Annotated in this window: 17 protein-coding genes and 1 riboswitch; of the genes, 12 read left to right on the top strand and 5 right to left on the bottom strand. The window is 62.4% G+C overall.

Annotation, left to right across the window (positions count from 1 at the left end):
- Window positions 1-8 precede the first annotated feature (8 nt).
- The 4 genes from C4Q27_RS27435 (at window position 9) to C4Q27_RS27450 (ending at window position 3,418) form a co-directional block, all read left to right on the top strand.
- Window positions 9-1,454 carry a curlin gene (locus C4Q27_RS27435; RefSeq protein WP_064492975.1) on the top strand — a complete coding sequence of 482 codons (1,446 nt, stop codon included), beginning with the start codon at window positions 9-11 and terminating at the stop codon, window positions 1,452-1,454.
- 158 nt (window positions 1,455-1,612) lie between these two features.
- A complete protein-coding gene (gene alkB / locus C4Q27_RS27440) occupies window positions 1,613-2,260 on the top strand; it encodes a DNA oxidative demethylase AlkB (RefSeq protein ID WP_104887697.1) in 648 nt (215 codons plus the stop codon).
- A 169-nt stretch (window positions 2,261-2,429) separates the two neighbouring features.
- Complete coding sequence (locus C4Q27_RS27445; RefSeq protein ID WP_003253801.1) at window positions 2,430-2,717, top strand: hypothetical protein; 288 nt, start codon at window positions 2,430-2,432, stop codon at window positions 2,715-2,717.
- Between the two features lie 86 nt (window positions 2,718-2,803).
- Entirely contained in the window at window positions 2,804-3,418 is a 615-nt protein-coding gene (locus tag C4Q27_RS27450; protein WP_104887698.1) for a Yip1 family protein, read from the top strand.
- Between the two features lie 20 nt (window positions 3,419-3,438).
- Here the strand turns inward: C4Q27_RS27450 and C4Q27_RS27455 are convergent, their stop codons facing one another.
- The 4 genes from C4Q27_RS27455 to C4Q27_RS27470 form a co-directional block, all read right to left on the bottom strand.
- Complete coding sequence (locus tag C4Q27_RS27455; protein ID WP_104887699.1) at window positions 3,439-3,699, bottom strand: DUF1652 domain-containing protein; 261 nt, start codon at window positions 3,697-3,699, stop codon at window positions 3,439-3,441.
- A 259-nt stretch (window positions 3,700-3,958) separates the two neighbouring features.
- Window positions 3,959-4,846, bottom strand: coding sequence for a pirin family protein (locus tag C4Q27_RS27460; protein ID WP_104887700.1), 888 nt, complete (start codon window positions 4,844-4,846; stop codon window positions 3,959-3,961).
- Window positions 4,847-4,942: 96 nt separating this feature from the next.
- Window positions 4,943-5,815: an alpha/beta fold hydrolase gene (locus C4Q27_RS27465; protein ID WP_104887701.1), complete on the bottom strand. Its 873-nt coding sequence runs from the start codon at window positions 5,813-5,815 to the stop codon at window positions 4,943-4,945.
- A gap of 21 nt (window positions 5,816-5,836) precedes the next feature.
- Window positions 5,837-6,466: a LysE family translocator gene (locus C4Q27_RS27470; RefSeq protein ID WP_012052198.1), complete on the bottom strand. Its 630-nt coding sequence runs from the start codon at window positions 6,464-6,466 to the stop codon at window positions 5,837-5,839.
- Between the two features lie 123 nt (window positions 6,467-6,589).
- Here C4Q27_RS27470 and C4Q27_RS27475 point away from each other — a divergent pair, with 123 nt between their 5' ends.
- From C4Q27_RS27475 to C4Q27_RS27510, 8 genes are all read left to right on the top strand, one after another.
- Window positions 6,590-7,069, top strand: coding sequence for a GNAT family N-acetyltransferase (locus C4Q27_RS27475; RefSeq protein WP_003253811.1), 480 nt, complete (start codon window positions 6,590-6,592; stop codon window positions 7,067-7,069).
- A 119-nt stretch (window positions 7,070-7,188) separates the two neighbouring features.
- Window positions 7,189-7,412: riboswitch (cobalamin riboswitch) on the top strand.
- A 92-nt stretch (window positions 7,413-7,504) separates the two neighbouring features.
- Window positions 7,505-7,693: a CbtB domain-containing protein gene (locus C4Q27_RS27480; protein ID WP_014590842.1), complete on the top strand. Its 189-nt coding sequence runs from the start codon at window positions 7,505-7,507 to the stop codon at window positions 7,691-7,693.
- A gap of 9 nt (window positions 7,694-7,702) precedes the next feature.
- Window positions 7,703-8,389, top strand: coding sequence for a CbtA family protein (locus C4Q27_RS27485; RefSeq protein ID WP_104887702.1), 687 nt, complete (start codon window positions 7,703-7,705; stop codon window positions 8,387-8,389).
- A complete protein-coding gene (locus tag C4Q27_RS27490; protein ID WP_104887703.1) occupies window positions 8,389-8,775 on the top strand; it encodes a cobalamin biosynthesis protein in 387 nt (128 codons plus the stop codon). Before C4Q27_RS27485 ends, C4Q27_RS27490 begins: the two co-directional genes overlap by 1 nt.
- A 34-nt stretch (window positions 8,776-8,809) precedes the next feature.
- Window positions 8,810-9,562: a precorrin-4 C(11)-methyltransferase gene (cobM, locus tag C4Q27_RS27495; protein ID WP_104887704.1), complete on the top strand. Its 753-nt coding sequence runs from the start codon at window positions 8,810-8,812 to the stop codon at window positions 9,560-9,562.
- 66 nt (window positions 9,563-9,628) lie between these two features.
- Window positions 9,629-9,871, top strand: a complete 243-nt coding sequence (locus C4Q27_RS27500; protein WP_064491192.1) for a DUF1272 domain-containing protein — start codon at window positions 9,629-9,631, stop codon at window positions 9,869-9,871.
- A gap of 221 nt (window positions 9,872-10,092) precedes the next feature.
- The gene (locus C4Q27_RS27505) at window positions 10,093-10,707 is read left to right on the top strand and encodes a response regulator transcription factor (RefSeq protein ID WP_003253824.1); all 615 of its coding nucleotides are present in this window, start codon (window positions 10,093-10,095) and stop codon (window positions 10,705-10,707) included.
- Between the two features lie 13 nt (window positions 10,708-10,720).
- A complete protein-coding gene (locus tag C4Q27_RS27510; protein ID WP_104887705.1) occupies window positions 10,721-14,002 on the top strand; it encodes a transporter substrate-binding domain-containing protein in 3,282 nt (1,093 codons plus the stop codon).
- Here the strand turns inward: C4Q27_RS27510 and C4Q27_RS30110 are convergent.
- Window positions 13,968-14,540 carry a methyl-accepting chemotaxis protein gene (locus C4Q27_RS30110; protein ID WP_371919379.1) on the bottom strand — a complete coding sequence of 191 codons (573 nt, stop codon included), beginning with the start codon at window positions 14,538-14,540 and terminating at the stop codon, window positions 13,968-13,970. The two genes, C4Q27_RS27510 and C4Q27_RS30110, sit on opposite strands and share 35 nt — an antisense overlap.
- Window positions 14,541-14,551: the final 11 nt, after the last annotated feature.

A 14,551-nucleotide genomic window follows, 5' to 3' on the forward strand; every position in this document is an offset into this window, starting at 1 on the left:
GCACCACCATGTACAAGCTCGCTCCGTTAAGTGCCGCTATCGTCCTGGCCCTCGCAGGTCAGGCCATGGCTGCTGACAGCACCTCGTCCCAGACCCAGGACGGCAAGGAAAACATCGCCGAAGTCTCTCAGACCCAGGCATCCTTCGCCTCGGCCACCCAGAACCAGACTGGCAAGGGCCACAACCACCTCGCCGTGCAGGCCGAAAGCACCAGCGATATCCAGCAGAGCGCCACCGGCCAGTACAACGCCGGCTACGCTGAGCAACTGTTCGAGAACGGCAGCCAGATCACCCAGCAAGCCGGAGGCAGCTACAACGATGCCTTCGCCAGCCAGTCGCTTGGGTCGAACAACGAATCGCTGCAAACCCAACAAGGCGTCGGCAATAAATCCACCGTGTGGCAGGACAGCCAGGAAGGCAGCAAAGCCACCAGCGGGCAATCCGGCCAGCGCAACGAGGCTTTCATCGAACAGACCTTCGGTGGCAGCAACAATCGCAGCACCGTCAACCAGACCGGCCAGGACAACTACGCCACCGCCGAGCACCTGAACCATATCGATGGCGATATCCAGGTCTATCAGGATGGCCACGACAACTGGGCCTATGGCGACCAGCGTGAAGGCACTGGCGGCACCATTGCCATTGGCCAGTACGGGGGCGGCAACTCCGTGGAAGTGTGGCAGGACACACAGATCGGCAGCCAGGCCTCCGTGGTCCAGACCGGCCAGTCGAACGAAGGCTATATCGACCAGAGCTTCGGCGTCAGCAACAAGGTCAGCCTGTCGCAGCAAGGCAATGCCAACGCCAGTTGGTCGGACCAGTTCGAGACCAACAACTCGACCACCACCATTACCCAGACCGGCAACAACAACCTGCATTTCACCTATCAGAACGGTGAAAACCTCAACCTGACCATCAACACCCAAGGCAATGGCAACAGCATCACCGCCAGTAACTGGAAAGGCGCCAAGATGGGTGGCCAGTTCGGCACCAACCAGAACGCCACCATCAACCAGGCTGGCAATGGCAACGGCGTCAATCTGACCCAGAAGGGCGCTGACCAGCTGGCCACGCTGACCCAGACGGGTAAAGGCAACCAGATGTCGACCAAGCAGGATGATGTCAGCAACGAGCTGTACTTCGAACAGAACGGCACTGACAACATTCTGATCGCCGACCAGCGTGGGACCGACAACTATGCCTACGGCAGCAGCCAGGGCACCGGCAACACCATCACGCTCGACCAGTCCGGCTATAGCAACCAGAGCTACACCAACCAACTCTACGGAAGCGGAAACGAAGCCACCATCAAACAGACTGACAGCATCAACGTCGCCTACGTGACCCAGGGAGGCCAAAGCAACAAGGCGTTCGTCGACCAGAGTGGTGTCGCCCAATCCGCCACCATCACCCAGCTGGGCAGCGCGAACCTGGCCACTGTGACCCAGCAGTAAACCGCTCCCCCTTGAACCGCGGTGCTCCTCTCCCTGGTGCCGCGGTTCCTTTTTCTGTCATCCCGTCCTCTGCCATCGTTCGATCCGGCCGGCGTGTGCAATCCCCTGACGTGTAGCTGTCGGGTACAATGGCAAACCGCTCGAAGATGTGCAGCCACATGATCCAGTCCGACCTCGACCTGTTCGGCCCCCAGCCGCAACGCCTGGCCAGCCACACCGTGCTGCTGCCCGGCTTCGCCCTGGCCGAAACCGAGGCGCTGCTCGATGCCCTGCGTCCGGTGCTGCGTGCTGCGCCGTTCCGGCACATGTACACCCCAGGAGGCCTGCGCATGGCAGTGGCCCTGACCAACTGCGGTACGCTGGGGTGGGTGAGTGATCAACATGGCTACCGATACAGCCCCAGCGACCCAGTCAGTGGCCAGCCCTGGCCCGCCCTGCCCCCGGTTCTGCTCGCCTTGGCCTCCCGCGCCGCAGCCATGGCCGGGTTTGACGGTTTTGTGCCGGATGCCTGCCTGGTCAACCATTACCTGCCGAGCACGCGCCTGAGCCTGCACCAGGACCGCGACGAGCAGGATTTCGGCCAGCCGATCGTGTCGGTGTCGCTGGGCTTACCGGCAGTGTTCCTGTTCGGCGGCCTGCAGCGTGCCGACAAGGCTCAGCGCATCGCGCTGAGCCACGGCGATGTGCTGGTGTGGGGTGGCGAAGACCGCTTGCGCTTTCACGGCGTGCTACCGATCAAGCCCGGTGTGCATCCGCGCCTGGGCGAACGGCGGATCAACCTGACCTTGCGCAAGGCGGGTGCCTGAACAGGGGCCGTCATCTGCCAGCCAGCGCAAAACAAGATGAACGCACATGAAACACATTGAACATCTTGGCCAGGCAAGCTTCGAATGATAAGCCGCCTTTCTTTTGTCTGGAGCCTGCCATGCCCAACCCGTCTGGTTCTTCGAGCCGTTATAACGGAGCCATGTACCGATGAAGATGCCTGGCCGCGCCCCCAATGCTTCGCTGCAACTCGATTACGTACGCGACACCCTGTTCGGCCCGGTGGCGCAACGAGTGGAATGCCAATGCCAGCTCGCCGCCCTCAACCTGCAAGGTCGCCCAGGGCTGCGCCTGCACGTTTGCCCCCCACTGCCTGACAAGATCGACCGGGCTCACAGTGTGGCCTTCGTCTGGGATGGGCGGAGTTATCACGGCGTGGTTCGCGAGAAGGGAAAATGCGGGGATGGTGGCCTGAACCTGCTGCTGGAACTGCAATAAGCCGATCAACGGCGGCCATCCAGGCTGAACTGGCTGAGAGCCGCGTGTCTCCATAGCAAAAGGGCTCTTGCCTACCGGAGAACGCTATGAACAGTCCGTTATTCAAGCTCTTCACCCACCCCGCCGACGCCTGGTTGGACATTCGCCGAGCCGAGGAAGACAACCCACAGCAATACCTGCCACGCCTGCTAGCCTTGGCGCTGATACCCGCCGTGTGCCTCTTCGTTGGCACTACCACCTTCGGCTGGAGCTTGGCGGCCGAGGAGCGGGTACGCCTTAGCATAGGCAGCGCCGCCCAATTGGCCGGCCTGCTGTATACCACCACTGTGATAGGTGTGATGCTGATGGGAGTGATGATCCGCTGGATGTCACGAGGGTTCAATACACAGCCCAGCCTGAACCAGTGTATCGGCTTTGCCGCCTATTGCGCCACGCCGTGGTTCTTTGCCGGAGTGGTTGGTCTGATGCCAATTCGTTGGCTCGCCTTTACCGCGCTAATGGCTGCCTCTGTGTATGCCAGCGTGTTGCTATATGGCGGGTTGCAGACTTTCATGCGGCTGAAGAAAGAGCAGGCGTTATTGTTTGCAACGTGCGTTTGGGGGGTAGGGTTGCTGCTGCTGGTGACCATCCTGGTGGCAATGATCCTGTTCTGGTTCAACGGCCTGATGCCGGAATACGTACGCCCGGCCAGCCTGGGCTGACCGGGGCACGACAGGCGCGCTCAGGCAATCGCCTTGAGTGGCGCCGGGTGGCTGTCACGCAACGCATGCAGCTGCTCCACCAGGTTGACCAGGTCACGACAACTGTTGAGGTCTTGCAGGGCGACCCCGCTGAGGGTCACGCCTTGGTCGAGATCCTGGCCCAGGCCCAGGCGGATGGTCAAGTGCGCGCCATCCGGGCAACTCACTTCACAGCGGTCTGGCAAGCAGGCCTGCTCGATCAGTTGCCGCATCTCTAGCATAGAAACGCCTATCAACGACATGGTACGACCCTCTCTGTGGGATGGTCTGTTGTATGGAAGTACGCCTTTGTCGGGCGGGGCGCCAATTGATATTGCGCATGCTCGGCCAGCTGACCATGCTCCCCGGCAATGAGCATGCGGGGAATCCTCTAGCACCTTAGTGGAAGATTCCCCGCGGCGGCCGAGTGTTCGAATGCATTAGCAGACTTAACGACGAGTGGTCTCGGTCAACTAGGCGTTGGCCAGGCTCCAGCCGGGAAAGGCCAACCAATTAACAGCATCAGTGTGCGGCGCCTCCCCTCTCGTCCTGCATCTGCCCAAACCGCCCGGCATGGAAATCATCGAACGACTCGGCAATCTCCGCCTGGCTGTTCATCACGAACGGGCCGTAGCCAACGATCGGCTCGTCGATCGGCTCACCGCTGAGCAGCAGCACACTTGCGCCGGCCAGCGCCTCGACGGTTGCATCTACACCCTCCCGGTCGAGCAGCACCAGGCTGGACGGGCCTGCCTCGCGCTCGCCGTTGATTCGGACGTTACCGCGCAACACCACCAGCGCCGCATTGCGACCGGCAGCAACCGGCAACTGCAAGGCCGCGCCGGCGTTGAGCCGCAAATCCCACACGTCCATCGCGGTGAAGGTTCGAGCCGGACCCTGGTGGCCGTGGTAGTCACCGGCAATCACCCGCAAGCTCCCGGCATCACCGTCGAGCGCTACCACCGGAATGTCGCCGGCCAGCAGCGTCTGGTAGCCGGCCGCTGCACGCTTGTCCCGCGCCGGCAGGTTCACCCACAGCTGGACCATTTCCAGCGTGCCGCCACTGCGTGCAAAGTCGGGGGAATGAAACTCTTCATGAATGATGCCGTTGGCCGCCGTCATCCACTGCACGTCACCTGGACCGATCAAGCCGCCAGCACCGGTGGAATCACGGTGCTCCAGTTCACCTTGGTAGACAATGGTCACGGTCTCGAAGCCGCGATGCGGGTGCTGGCCTACGCCGCGTCGTGCTTGGGTCGGGGCGAAATCATGCGGGCCGGCGTAATCCAGCAGCAGGAACGGGCTGATCTGGCTGGCCAGGTTGTCGTAGGTGAACAGGCTGCGCACCGGGAAACCATCACCCACCCAATGGGCGTGGGGGCTGCGGTGAATACCCAGAATCGTTTTCATGAGAAGGCTCCTCTCTTGGCTGAGATAACCTTATCAATGATGCCAATCACGCGGTAGCTGGCTAAAATGGCATGCATCGTTCCACGTACAGAACAGTCAACCCTGCAAGAAATCGAGCACCTGCTCGGCCGCCATGGCCGGGTCTTCCTGCATGAAACAGTGCCCACCGGGAACTTGCCGTGCGGTCAAATTGCGGTTCAGCAGCGCCAGGCGATTCACCGAGTGTGGCACGAAGGGATAGGTGTCTTCGCCATACAACACCCGTGTCGGTGTCGTGATTGCGGCCAGACTGGCCCACATGCGTTTAGGGAATGAGCTGAAGATCTCCACTTCACGGCTGGGCCGGCACTTGAGCACCACGGCCTCGCCACAATCACCGATGGCATGCTCGACATAGGCCTGCAGTGCCGCATGGGTCCAGCCTTTGAAGATGCCGCGCCCTTCCAGCGAGGCCAACGCCGACTCGCGATCGGGCCAGTGGCTGCGGCGGCTGGCGGCCTTGCGGGCAAGGGCATGACGCTGATGCAGGCCGACCAGGGCTGCCGCCCCCATCACACCGATCATGCGTCGGCTGAACAGTACCGGGTCGAGCAGCACGGCACGTGCGAACAGTTGCGGCTCACTGCCCAGGATCAGCCCCGTAAGCACGCCACCAAAGCTGTGCCCTGCGGCAAACCGCTGTACGTCGCCATACTCGCCACGTCCGCCCTGAAAGGCCTCCGCCGCCAGGGCAGCGGTGCGGTTCCAGCCGCGAAACACCCCACCATGATCACTGTCCCCATGGCCCTGAACGTCGCAGAGCCACAGGTCGAAATGCTCGCCCAGGCGCATCAGCAACGGTTGGTAGGCCAGGCAACAGAAGCCGTTGCCATGCAGAAAGTGCAGCAGTGGTTTGCCACTGGCCGGAGTTCGCCAGCCACGCAGGGTGAAACCTTCGGCGCATTCGTGGGACCAGGGAATCAACTGCATCGGCTTACTGTACTCTCGGGGTCAGGAAAACGCTGATTCTACAAATAGCAGCGGGTACAGGGAAATCACCAGCAACAGGGCCATCACGACATTGAACAGCATCAGCCAGCGCGAATTCTGCAACAGGTTGCGCAGGGCGCTGCCGAACATCACCCATACCCCCACGCTGGGCAAGTTGACCAAAGCGAACAAGGCCGCAATGACGATCACGTTGGTTACATAGCCTTGCGCTGGCGTGTAGGTGGTAATCGCCCCTACCGCCATCACCCAAGCCTTGGGGTTGACCCACTGGAACGCCGCCGCACCCCAGAAGCCCAGCGGTTTGCGGGCACTGGACGCGGCCGTGCCGACCGGCCCGGAAGTGGCGATCTTCCAGGCCAGGTACAGCAGATAGGCGGCGCCAGCGTAGCGCAGCACCGTGTACAGGGGTGGCCAGGCCTTGAATACCTCACCCAGCCCCAGGCCGACGGCCAGCACCATCATCATGAAACCAAAACTGATACCCAAGGCATGAGGGACCGAGCGGCGCACGCCGAAGTTCACCCCCGAGGCCAGCAACATGGTGTTGTTGGGGCCCGGGGTGATGGAAGACACAAAGGCAAACAGCACAAAGGCGGTCAGCAGGTCGGCAGAGGCAAGCATGGCGGGCATTCCACTTTCTTTATTGGTGCTGTCACACTAACGGAGCGCCACTCCCAGCAACCGATACAGTTCGTTTAAATTACGCAGATACACATCACTGTACCGACAATCCGGATCAAGGAAGCCGTCACCATGAGCCTCACCATTCGCCCTGCCGTTCGTACCGATGCCGAGCAGATCCTCACCTTCATCACCGAACTGGCCGAGTACGAACGCGCGCGCCACGAGGTGGTCGCCACCCTTGCCGACATCGAGCACAGCCTGTTCGACGAAGGCAGCACTGTGCACACCCTGATGTGCGAGCGTGATGGCCGTGCAATTGGCTTTGCCGTGTACTTCTACAGCTACTCGACCTGGCTCGGGCGCAATGGCATCTATCTGGAAGACCTGTACGTAACCCCCGAGCAACGCGGCGATGGCGCCGGCCGGCAGTTGTTGCAGCACATTGCCCGCGAAGCGCTGGCGAACAACTGCGGGCGTCTGGAATGGAGTGTGCTGGACTGGAACGAGCCAGCGATCGGCTTCTACCAGAAACTGGGGGCCGAGGCGCAGGATGAGTGGGTGCGCTACCGCCTGGATGGCGACAAGCTGGCGGCATTCGCCCGCGGGTGATCGCCCGGTTTCTGCACTTCTGCCTGCAGGAAGAAGACTGCAGGCCTGAGCCTGCCGTACCTGCTGTTCAACGGCCTCGCGCGCTGTATGACATTGACGCCAAGCCCGCCCCATGCTCTCCTTATGCCTCGCGTTCAGGTGCCCCTCAGGGGGTGAAACGGGAAACCGGTGCGTCCCAGGCCCTTCAGCAGGGCCGGACAATGCCGGTGCTGCCCCCGCAACGGTAAGCGAGTGAAGCGTCTGTACCACTGTGCCTCGTAGTACGGCATGGGAAGGTGACGCGTTCCAGGAGCCCAGCTCTTCCTCGCAAGCCCGGAGACCGGCCTGGCGTTCATGAACACCCCGCGGTGGGCGGGCGCTGTTGCATTCCCTTGGGCGACCACGTCCGGGGCTGCCGCGCTCGCCCATTGCCCACAAAAAGCAGAGGATCGCGTCATGCCCGTCACCAGCGCCAAACAACACAGCCTTGCTACCCCCGTTACGCTCAGCCAACGTGTAACCATCGCCGTCGGTGCCAGCTTGCTGGGTCTGTGCCTGGTCTACTTTGCCGGGTTCTCGCACATCGAGGCCGTGCACAACGCCGCCCACGACACCCGCCACAGCGCCGCCTTCCCCTGCCACTGAGTACGCCTGATGATCACGCGCATTGCCCGTACTGCGGGATTCAGCGGGCTCCTTGCAGCCCTGTTGCTGACCTTGCTGCAAAGCTTCTGGGTGGCTCCGCTGATTCTGGAGGCGGAAACCTACGAGTCCTCGGCCCCGGCCGCACACCACGAACACGGTGGCGAAGTTGCCGCTCATGAACACAGCGCCGAAGCCTGGTCGCCGGAAGACGGCTGGCAGCGCGTGCTGTCCACCACAGGCGGCAACCTGGTGGTTGCGGTCGGCTTCGCCCTGATCCTCGCCGCCCTGTACAGCCTTCGCGAGCCCAAACGCGCCGCCACTGGCGCATTGTGGGGGTTGGCTGGCTTCGCCGTGTTCTGCCTGGCCCCAACCCTGGGCTTGCCACCAGAACTGCCGGGTACGGCGGCCGCCGACCTGGGGCAACGCCAGACCTGGTGGGTCGGTACAGCCAGTGCCACAGCGCTGGGCCTGGCCTTGCTGGTGTTCGCCCGCCACTGGTTGCTGAAGGCGCTGGGCGCCGTGCTGCTGGTCATTCCTCATGTGATCGGTGCACCGCAACCCGAGGTGCACGAAAGCCTGGCCCCTGAAGCATTGGAAACCCAGTTCAAAGTCGCCTCCTGGCTGACCAACGCCGCCTTCTGGCTGGCCTTGGGGCTGCTCAGCGCCTGGCTGTTCCGCCGTTCCAGCCAGGCTTGATGCCTGCCTTCTATGCCGGTTTTGGCTGCCGCCGGGGTTGCCCGGCGGATACCTTGCAACGCTTGCTGTGCCAGGCCCTGGACAAACAGGGCCTGGCATTGGCTGACCTGCGCGGCATCGCAAGCATCAGCCTGAAGGCCGACGAGCCCGGCTTGTTGCAACTGGCAGAGCACCTCGGTTTGCCGTTGGTGCTGTACCATGGCGCGCAACTGCAACCCTATGAACCACTGCTCAGCCACCGCTCCGCCTTTGCCCACAGGCACAGTGGCTGCTGGGGCGTAGCCGAGAGCGCGGCACTGGCCCTGGCCAGCCAGCGGCAGGGTACGGCCAGGCTGCTGCTGACGCGCCAGGTACTGGGCCCGGCGACGCTCGCCCTGGCCTGCTGAGCGTTTCGCCCCCTCTTTCTTGCCAGGACTTTGCATGACCATCTACTTTATCGGTGCCGGCCCCGGCGACCCGGAGCTGATCACGGTCAAGGGCCAACGGCTGATTCGTCAGTGCCCGGTGATCATTTATGCCGGTTCACTGGTACCCGCCGCCGTGCTCGAAGGCCACCAGGCCGAAACCGTGATCAACAGCGCCGAACTGCACCTGGAACAGATCATCGCTGCCATGCGCAGCGCACACGAAAAAGGTCAGGATGTGGCCCGGGTGCACAGCGGCGACCCCAGCCTGTACGGCGCCATCGGTGAGCAGATTCGCCACCTGCAGGCGCTGGGCATCGATTACCAGATCATCCCCGGCGTTACCGCCACGGCAGCGAGCGCCGCCCTGCTCGGCTGCGAGCTGACCTTGCCTCAAGTGGCGCAGACGGTGATCCTTACTCGCTACGGCGACAGCTCGCCCATGCCGCCGGGTGAACAGTTGGGCGACCTGGCGCGCCATGGCAGCACCCTGGCAATTCATCTGGGGGTCAAGCACCTGTCACGCATTGTCGATGAGTTGATGCCGCACTACGGCGCGAACTGCCCGGTTGCGGTGGTGCATCGGGCCACCTGGCCAGACCAGGATTGGGTGCGCGGCAACCTCGGCGATATCGTCGAACGCGTAGCGGCCAAGGATTTCCGGCGCACGGCGCTGATCCTGGTAGGCCACGTCCTGGGGGATACACCGTTCGCCGAATCGGCCTTGTACCGTGCCGGGCATGCCCACCTGTACCGCCCTGGCGACTGAACATTGCCAGCCTTGCCTCGGGCGTAGCAGACTCCGGGTTCCCGCCTGCGAACAGGAGTCATGCCCATGCTGGAACTACGCCCCAACTGCGAGTGCTGTGATGCCGACCTGCCGGGTGACAGCCCCGACGTTATGATCTGCTCCTTCGAATGCACGTTCTGCCGTGCCTGTGCCGAAACTCGCTTCCAAGGCCGCTGCCCGAATTGTACCGGGCAGTTGGTAGCCCGCCCGACGCGGGTCGGTCAGGCATTGGCCAACAACCCTGCCTCCACGCTGCGGATACACAAACCGCACGCCGCCTGCGTCTGAACAACTGCAAAGCACCGGCATCACCGCTGTTTCAGGGTGATGTCTTTCCTGTTTCTTGTAGGACTTTTCAACAATAAGCACTGGGGATTTCAACACTTCTATACTCGGCATTACCAAACCTCGGGAATGGTCGTATCGTGCAGCGCTTCCGATAACCCCACTTGCAGACGTATTCCTGAGTGTTCCAGGAAGCGGACCACATCCCTACAGGAGTTTTCCTCATGACAACCGTGCTGATCGTCGACGACCACCCTATTGTCCGGCTGTCGTTGCGCCTACTGCTCGAGCGCGAGCGCTTCCATGTCATCGGCGAGGTCGGCAATGGCAGTGAAGTGGCTCAGGTAGCCCGCGAACTGCGCCCGGACGTAGTCATTCTCGACATCGGCCTGCCTGGCCTGGACGGCATGGAAGTCATCAAGCGATTGCAGAGCCTGGAGCCGGTACCGAAGATCATGGTGCTGACCGGCCAGGCCACCGATCTGTATGTGCGTCGCTGCCTGGATGCCGGAATAGGCGCCTTCGTCACCAAGGAAGAGGACCACGAGGCCCTGCTGTTCGCCCTCAAGGCCCTGACCAAGGGTTATTCGACCTTTCCGCAAATGTCGGTCAACAGCAACTCGCTGGAGAGCGAGCCAGTGCGCCTGGCCAGTCTCTCCAACCGAGAAATGGAAGTGCTGCGGCGCCTTGCGCGCGGTGAGAACAACAAGAACATCGGCACGTGCATGAACCTCAGCGCCAAGACCATCAGCACCTACCGGGGCCGTATCATGGAAAAGCTCAAGACCGAGTCGCTGGTGGAAATGGTCGACCTGGCCAAGCGCAACAGCGTCTATTGAGCGCTCGGCTGCCATGAAACAGTTGCTGGCGAGCGTCCTTCTGGCTATCGGTCTGGCCAACTCCCCGGAACTGCAGGCCAGCAGTGAACCACGCCATCTGCTGGCGCGCTCGATCAGTGCCGCTGCCCCACTGACGTTATCCGGCGATGATCGCCACTGGCTGAAACAACGCGAACGCCTGGTAATGGGCAGTGCGCGCCCCGATTACCCCCCGTTCGAAATCAACGTCAGCCAGCATGACTATGAGGGACTGAGCGCAGACTACGCCGGCATCATCGGCGAACAGCTGGATATCCCCATTGAAGTACGTCGTTTTGACAGCCGTCACGAGGCCATCACCGCCCTGCGTGATGGCCGTATCGACTTGTTGGGTAGCTCCAACGCCTTCGAGGCGGCGGACGCCCAGCTAAGCCTCAGCACCCCCTATGCCGACGACCTGCCAGTGATCGTCACCCGTGAAGGGCGCAGCTTGAAAAGCTCGCCCGAGCTCGCCGGCCTGCGCCTGGCGATGGTCGATCACTACCTGCCGGCCGTCAGCGTTCGCACACTGTACCCCAAGGCGCAACTGAGCCTGTACCGCTCGACCCTGGCCGGGCTCGCTGCCGTGGCGCTGGGCGAGGCAGACGCCTATCTGGGCGATGCCATCAGCACTGACTACATGATCGGCAAAAGCTTTCAGGGCACGTTGAAAATCGACCATTTCTCTCAGTTGGCCCCAGAGGCTTTTGCCTTCGCCATCGCCAGCGACAACCCGCGCCTGCATCGGCTGGTGGACAAGGCGCTGTCACGCATAAGCGAAAGTGAACGCCTGAACATTCTGCGCCGCTGGAGCAGTGGTAACACCAGCCTGCTGCTGCAGCGCCACCTCACCGCCTTGAGCGAAGAAGAAGAATCCTGGATAACCGCCCACCCCACTATCAGCGTACTGGTCAATACCTCGCTGGCACCGTTGACGTTCAACGATGCCCAGCACCGCCCTAGCGGTATCACCCTGGACCTGCTCAAGCAGATCTCGCTGCGCACGGGGCTGCAGTTCACACCCGTCGAGAGTGCTTCATCGCAGGCCATGATCGACCGCCTGGTGCGGGGCGAGGCACAGATGATCGGGGCGCTGGGCTATGGTGCCGACCGCTTGAAGCAACTGCGCTACACCCGCCCCTACCTGGTCAGCCCGCGCGTGCTTGTTACCCGCAACGACGGTGAATCACCTGCACAGGCCAAGGCCCTGGATGGCAAGCGCATCGCCTTGGTGCGCGGCTCACCGCAGCAGGCCGTTTTGCAACAGCGGTACCCGCAGGCCGAGATAGTCGAAGTTGACAACCCACTGGGCCAGATGGAGGCCGTGGCCAACGGTGTTGCCGACGCTGCCCTGAGCAGCCATATCAATGCTGCCTATTACATCAGCCATGTGTTCAAGGACCGTTTGCGCATCGCCAACATGCTCGACGACGCCCCGGCCATTGCCGCCTTTGCCGTAGCCGCCGACCAGCCCCAATTGCAGGCCATTCTCGACAAGGCGCTGCTAAGCATTCCACCTGAAGAACTGGACCAGTTGATCAACCGCTGGCGCACCAGCACTCTGGTGAGCGACAGCCCCTGGCGCGACTACCGCACCCTGGCTTTGCAGGTGCTGGTGCTGTCGGCCCTGCTGCTGGCCGGGGTGGTGTTCTGGAACAGTTACCTGCGCAAGCTGATCAACCAGCGCACCGAGGCACAGCACGCGCTTCAGGCACAGCTCGCGCTGAGCCGTGGGCTGCTGGAACAGTTACGCCAGGCCAAGGACGATGCCGAACAGGCCAGCCAGACCAAAAGCACCTTCCTGGCCACCATGAGCCATGAGATCCGCACCCCGATGAATGCCGTGATCGGTCTGCTGGAACTGGCCCTGGAAGATAGCCGCAGCGGCCGCAGCGACGCCCAGACCTTGCAGACCGCCCATGATTCGGCCATTGGCCTGCTTGAGCTGATTGGCGATATTCTCGACATTTCCCGCATCGAATCCGGGCACATCAGCCTGCAGCCAGTACCCACCAATCTGGTCGAACTGGTGCGCGCCACGCTGCGGGTGTTCGAAGGCAATGCCCGGGCCAAAGGGTTGCATCTACACGGCGAGCTGCCTGCAGAGCCGGTATGGGTGCTGGCTGATCCACTGCGACTCAAGCAAATTCTGTCCAACCTGATCAGCAACGCCATCAAGTTCACCGACCGTGGTGAAGTGCAGGCATGCCTGCTGCTGCCCAAAGTTGCCGGCCACGGCATTCTGGCTATCGAGCTGAATGTGCGCGACACCGGCATCGGCATCAGCCCCGCCGACCAGGCCAGGCTGTTCAGTGCCTTCGTTCAGGTCGATGGCCCAAGGGCACGTCAAGGGGCAGGCCTGGGGTTGGTCATCAGCCGTACCCTGGCCGAACTGATGGGCGGCGCACTGAGCCTTCAGAGCGTCGAGGGCGTTGGCACCCGGGTACAAGTCAGCCTGCGGTTACCCGTCTGCGAAGCACCGGCACAAGCGGACCCGCAACTCACCACACATGAAAGTAACAGCGGCCCGCTCAATATCTTGGTGGTCGACGACTACCCGGCCAACCTGCTTTTGCTGGAACGGCAACTGCAAACCCTGGGGCACCATGTGACACTGGCGGAGAATGGCAAGATCGCCCTTGCACGCTGGCAGGAAGCGCGCTTCGACCTGGTGATCACCGATTGCAGCATGCCGGTCATGGACGGACATGAGCTCACCCGGCGCATTCGCAGCCTGGAGGGCGAGCGCGGCCTGCCAGCAGGCCGTATTCTTGGCGTGACCGCCAATGCCCAGGCCGAGGAGCGTACTCGCTGCCTGGCCAGCGGCATGGACGAATGCCTGTTCAAGCCGATTGGTCTGCGCACGCTCAAGACCCACCTGCCCCAGGTGCGCCCTCAGCAGCTGTCGCCGGAGCCTTTCCATAGTGGGTTCGACCTGGCCGAACTGCGTCACCTGACCCAGGACGACGAACAGTTGACGCGGCATTTGCTGGAGCAATTGTCGATAAGCGTCGGTGAAGACCTGGCCGCCCTGCGTGCCTTGGCAACAGACGCCCCTGATGAAACCGTGCGCGCCCTTGCCCACCGCATCAAGGGTGGCGCCAAAATGATCAGGGTGCGCACTGTGGTCAAAGACTGTGAAGCTATCGAACACGCCCACGCAAAAGGGCTGCCGACCGTCGAACAACGCGCGCAACTGCAACTCAGCCTGCAGGCACTGCTTGACGAGATGCGCGAGGCGCTCAATGCAATTGCAGCGTCGAGGTTATCTGGCTGATGGCATCCACGACGTGCCGTGAGCCTTGCTGGATTTCCATGATCACCGTCCCCGCCTCATTGGCCAGCGCCACGCCGTGACCGGTGCGGTTGAGGCTCGATTGCATGCTGGCCACTGCCAATAGCGACAGGTCGTGGTTCTGCCGCACCACATCGACGATTTCCAGGGTGGCCTTGCTGGTTCGCGCGGCCAGGTTGCGCACCTCATCGGCCACCACGGCAAAGCCGCGCCCGTGCTCGCCGGCACGCGCTGCCTCGATGGCTGCATTAAGGGCCAACAGGTTGGTCTGGTCGGCGATGCTCCGAATGGTCAGCACAATCTGCCCGATCACATCCGACTGCCTGTTTACCGCGTCGATGCTGCGCGCAGCGTCGTTAAGCTCCTGGGAAATCTGCTCGATTACCTGCACCGCCTGCTGCACCACTTCGGTACCCTTGCGCGCGCAGGCATCGGTCTGCACCGAGCTGGCATGGGCGGCATGGGCGGCGCTTTGCTGGGTGCAGACCTGATGGGTGATGTCGCTGGCAAACTTGACCACTTTGCACAGGC

Origin of the sequence: Pseudomonas sp. SWI36 (genome assembly GCF_002948105.1) — a bacterium.
Classification (GTDB): Bacteria; Pseudomonadota; Gammaproteobacteria; order Pseudomonadales; family Pseudomonadaceae; genus Aquipseudomonas; species Aquipseudomonas alloputida.

Excerpts from the sequence above, each read along its gene's own strand:
- C4Q27_RS27435 (WP_064492975.1), top strand. The coding sequence starts at position 9 with ATGTACAAGCTCGCTCCGTTAAGTGCCGCTATCGTCCTGGCCCTCGCA.
- alkB (WP_104887697.1), top strand. The coding sequence starts at position 1,613 with ATGATCCAGTCCGACCTCGACCTGTTCGGCCCCCAGCCGCAACGCCTG.
- C4Q27_RS27445 (WP_003253801.1), top strand. The coding sequence starts at position 2,430 with ATGAAGATGCCTGGCCGCGCCCCCAATGCTTCGCTGCAACTCGATTAC.
- C4Q27_RS27450 (WP_104887698.1), top strand. The coding sequence starts at position 2,804 with ATGAACAGTCCGTTATTCAAGCTCTTCACCCACCCCGCCGACGCCTGG.
- C4Q27_RS27455 (WP_104887699.1), bottom strand. The coding sequence starts at position 3,699 with ATGTCGTTGATAGGCGTTTCTATGCTAGAGATGCGGCAACTGATCGAG.
- C4Q27_RS27460 (WP_104887700.1), bottom strand. The coding sequence starts at position 4,846 with ATGAAAACGATTCTGGGTATTCACCGCAGCCCCCACGCCCATTGGGTG.
- C4Q27_RS27465 (WP_104887701.1), bottom strand. The coding sequence starts at position 5,815 with ATGCAGTTGATTCCCTGGTCCCACGAATGCGCCGAAGGTTTCACCCTG.
- C4Q27_RS27470 (WP_012052198.1), bottom strand. The coding sequence starts at position 6,466 with ATGCCCGCCATGCTTGCCTCTGCCGACCTGCTGACCGCCTTTGTGCTG.
- C4Q27_RS27475 (WP_003253811.1), top strand. The coding sequence starts at position 6,590 with ATGAGCCTCACCATTCGCCCTGCCGTTCGTACCGATGCCGAGCAGATC.
- C4Q27_RS27480 (WP_014590842.1), top strand. The coding sequence starts at position 7,505 with ATGCCCGTCACCAGCGCCAAACAACACAGCCTTGCTACCCCCGTTACG.
- C4Q27_RS27485 (WP_104887702.1), top strand. The coding sequence starts at position 7,703 with ATGATCACGCGCATTGCCCGTACTGCGGGATTCAGCGGGCTCCTTGCA.
- C4Q27_RS27490 (WP_104887703.1), top strand. The coding sequence starts at position 8,389 with ATGCCTGCCTTCTATGCCGGTTTTGGCTGCCGCCGGGGTTGCCCGGCG.
- cobM (WP_104887704.1), top strand. The coding sequence starts at position 8,810 with ATGACCATCTACTTTATCGGTGCCGGCCCCGGCGACCCGGAGCTGATC.
- C4Q27_RS27500 (WP_064491192.1), top strand. The coding sequence starts at position 9,629 with ATGCTGGAACTACGCCCCAACTGCGAGTGCTGTGATGCCGACCTGCCG.
- C4Q27_RS27505 (WP_003253824.1), top strand. The coding sequence starts at position 10,093 with ATGACAACCGTGCTGATCGTCGACGACCACCCTATTGTCCGGCTGTCG.
- C4Q27_RS27510 (WP_104887705.1), top strand. The coding sequence starts at position 10,721 with ATGAAACAGTTGCTGGCGAGCGTCCTTCTGGCTATCGGTCTGGCCAAC.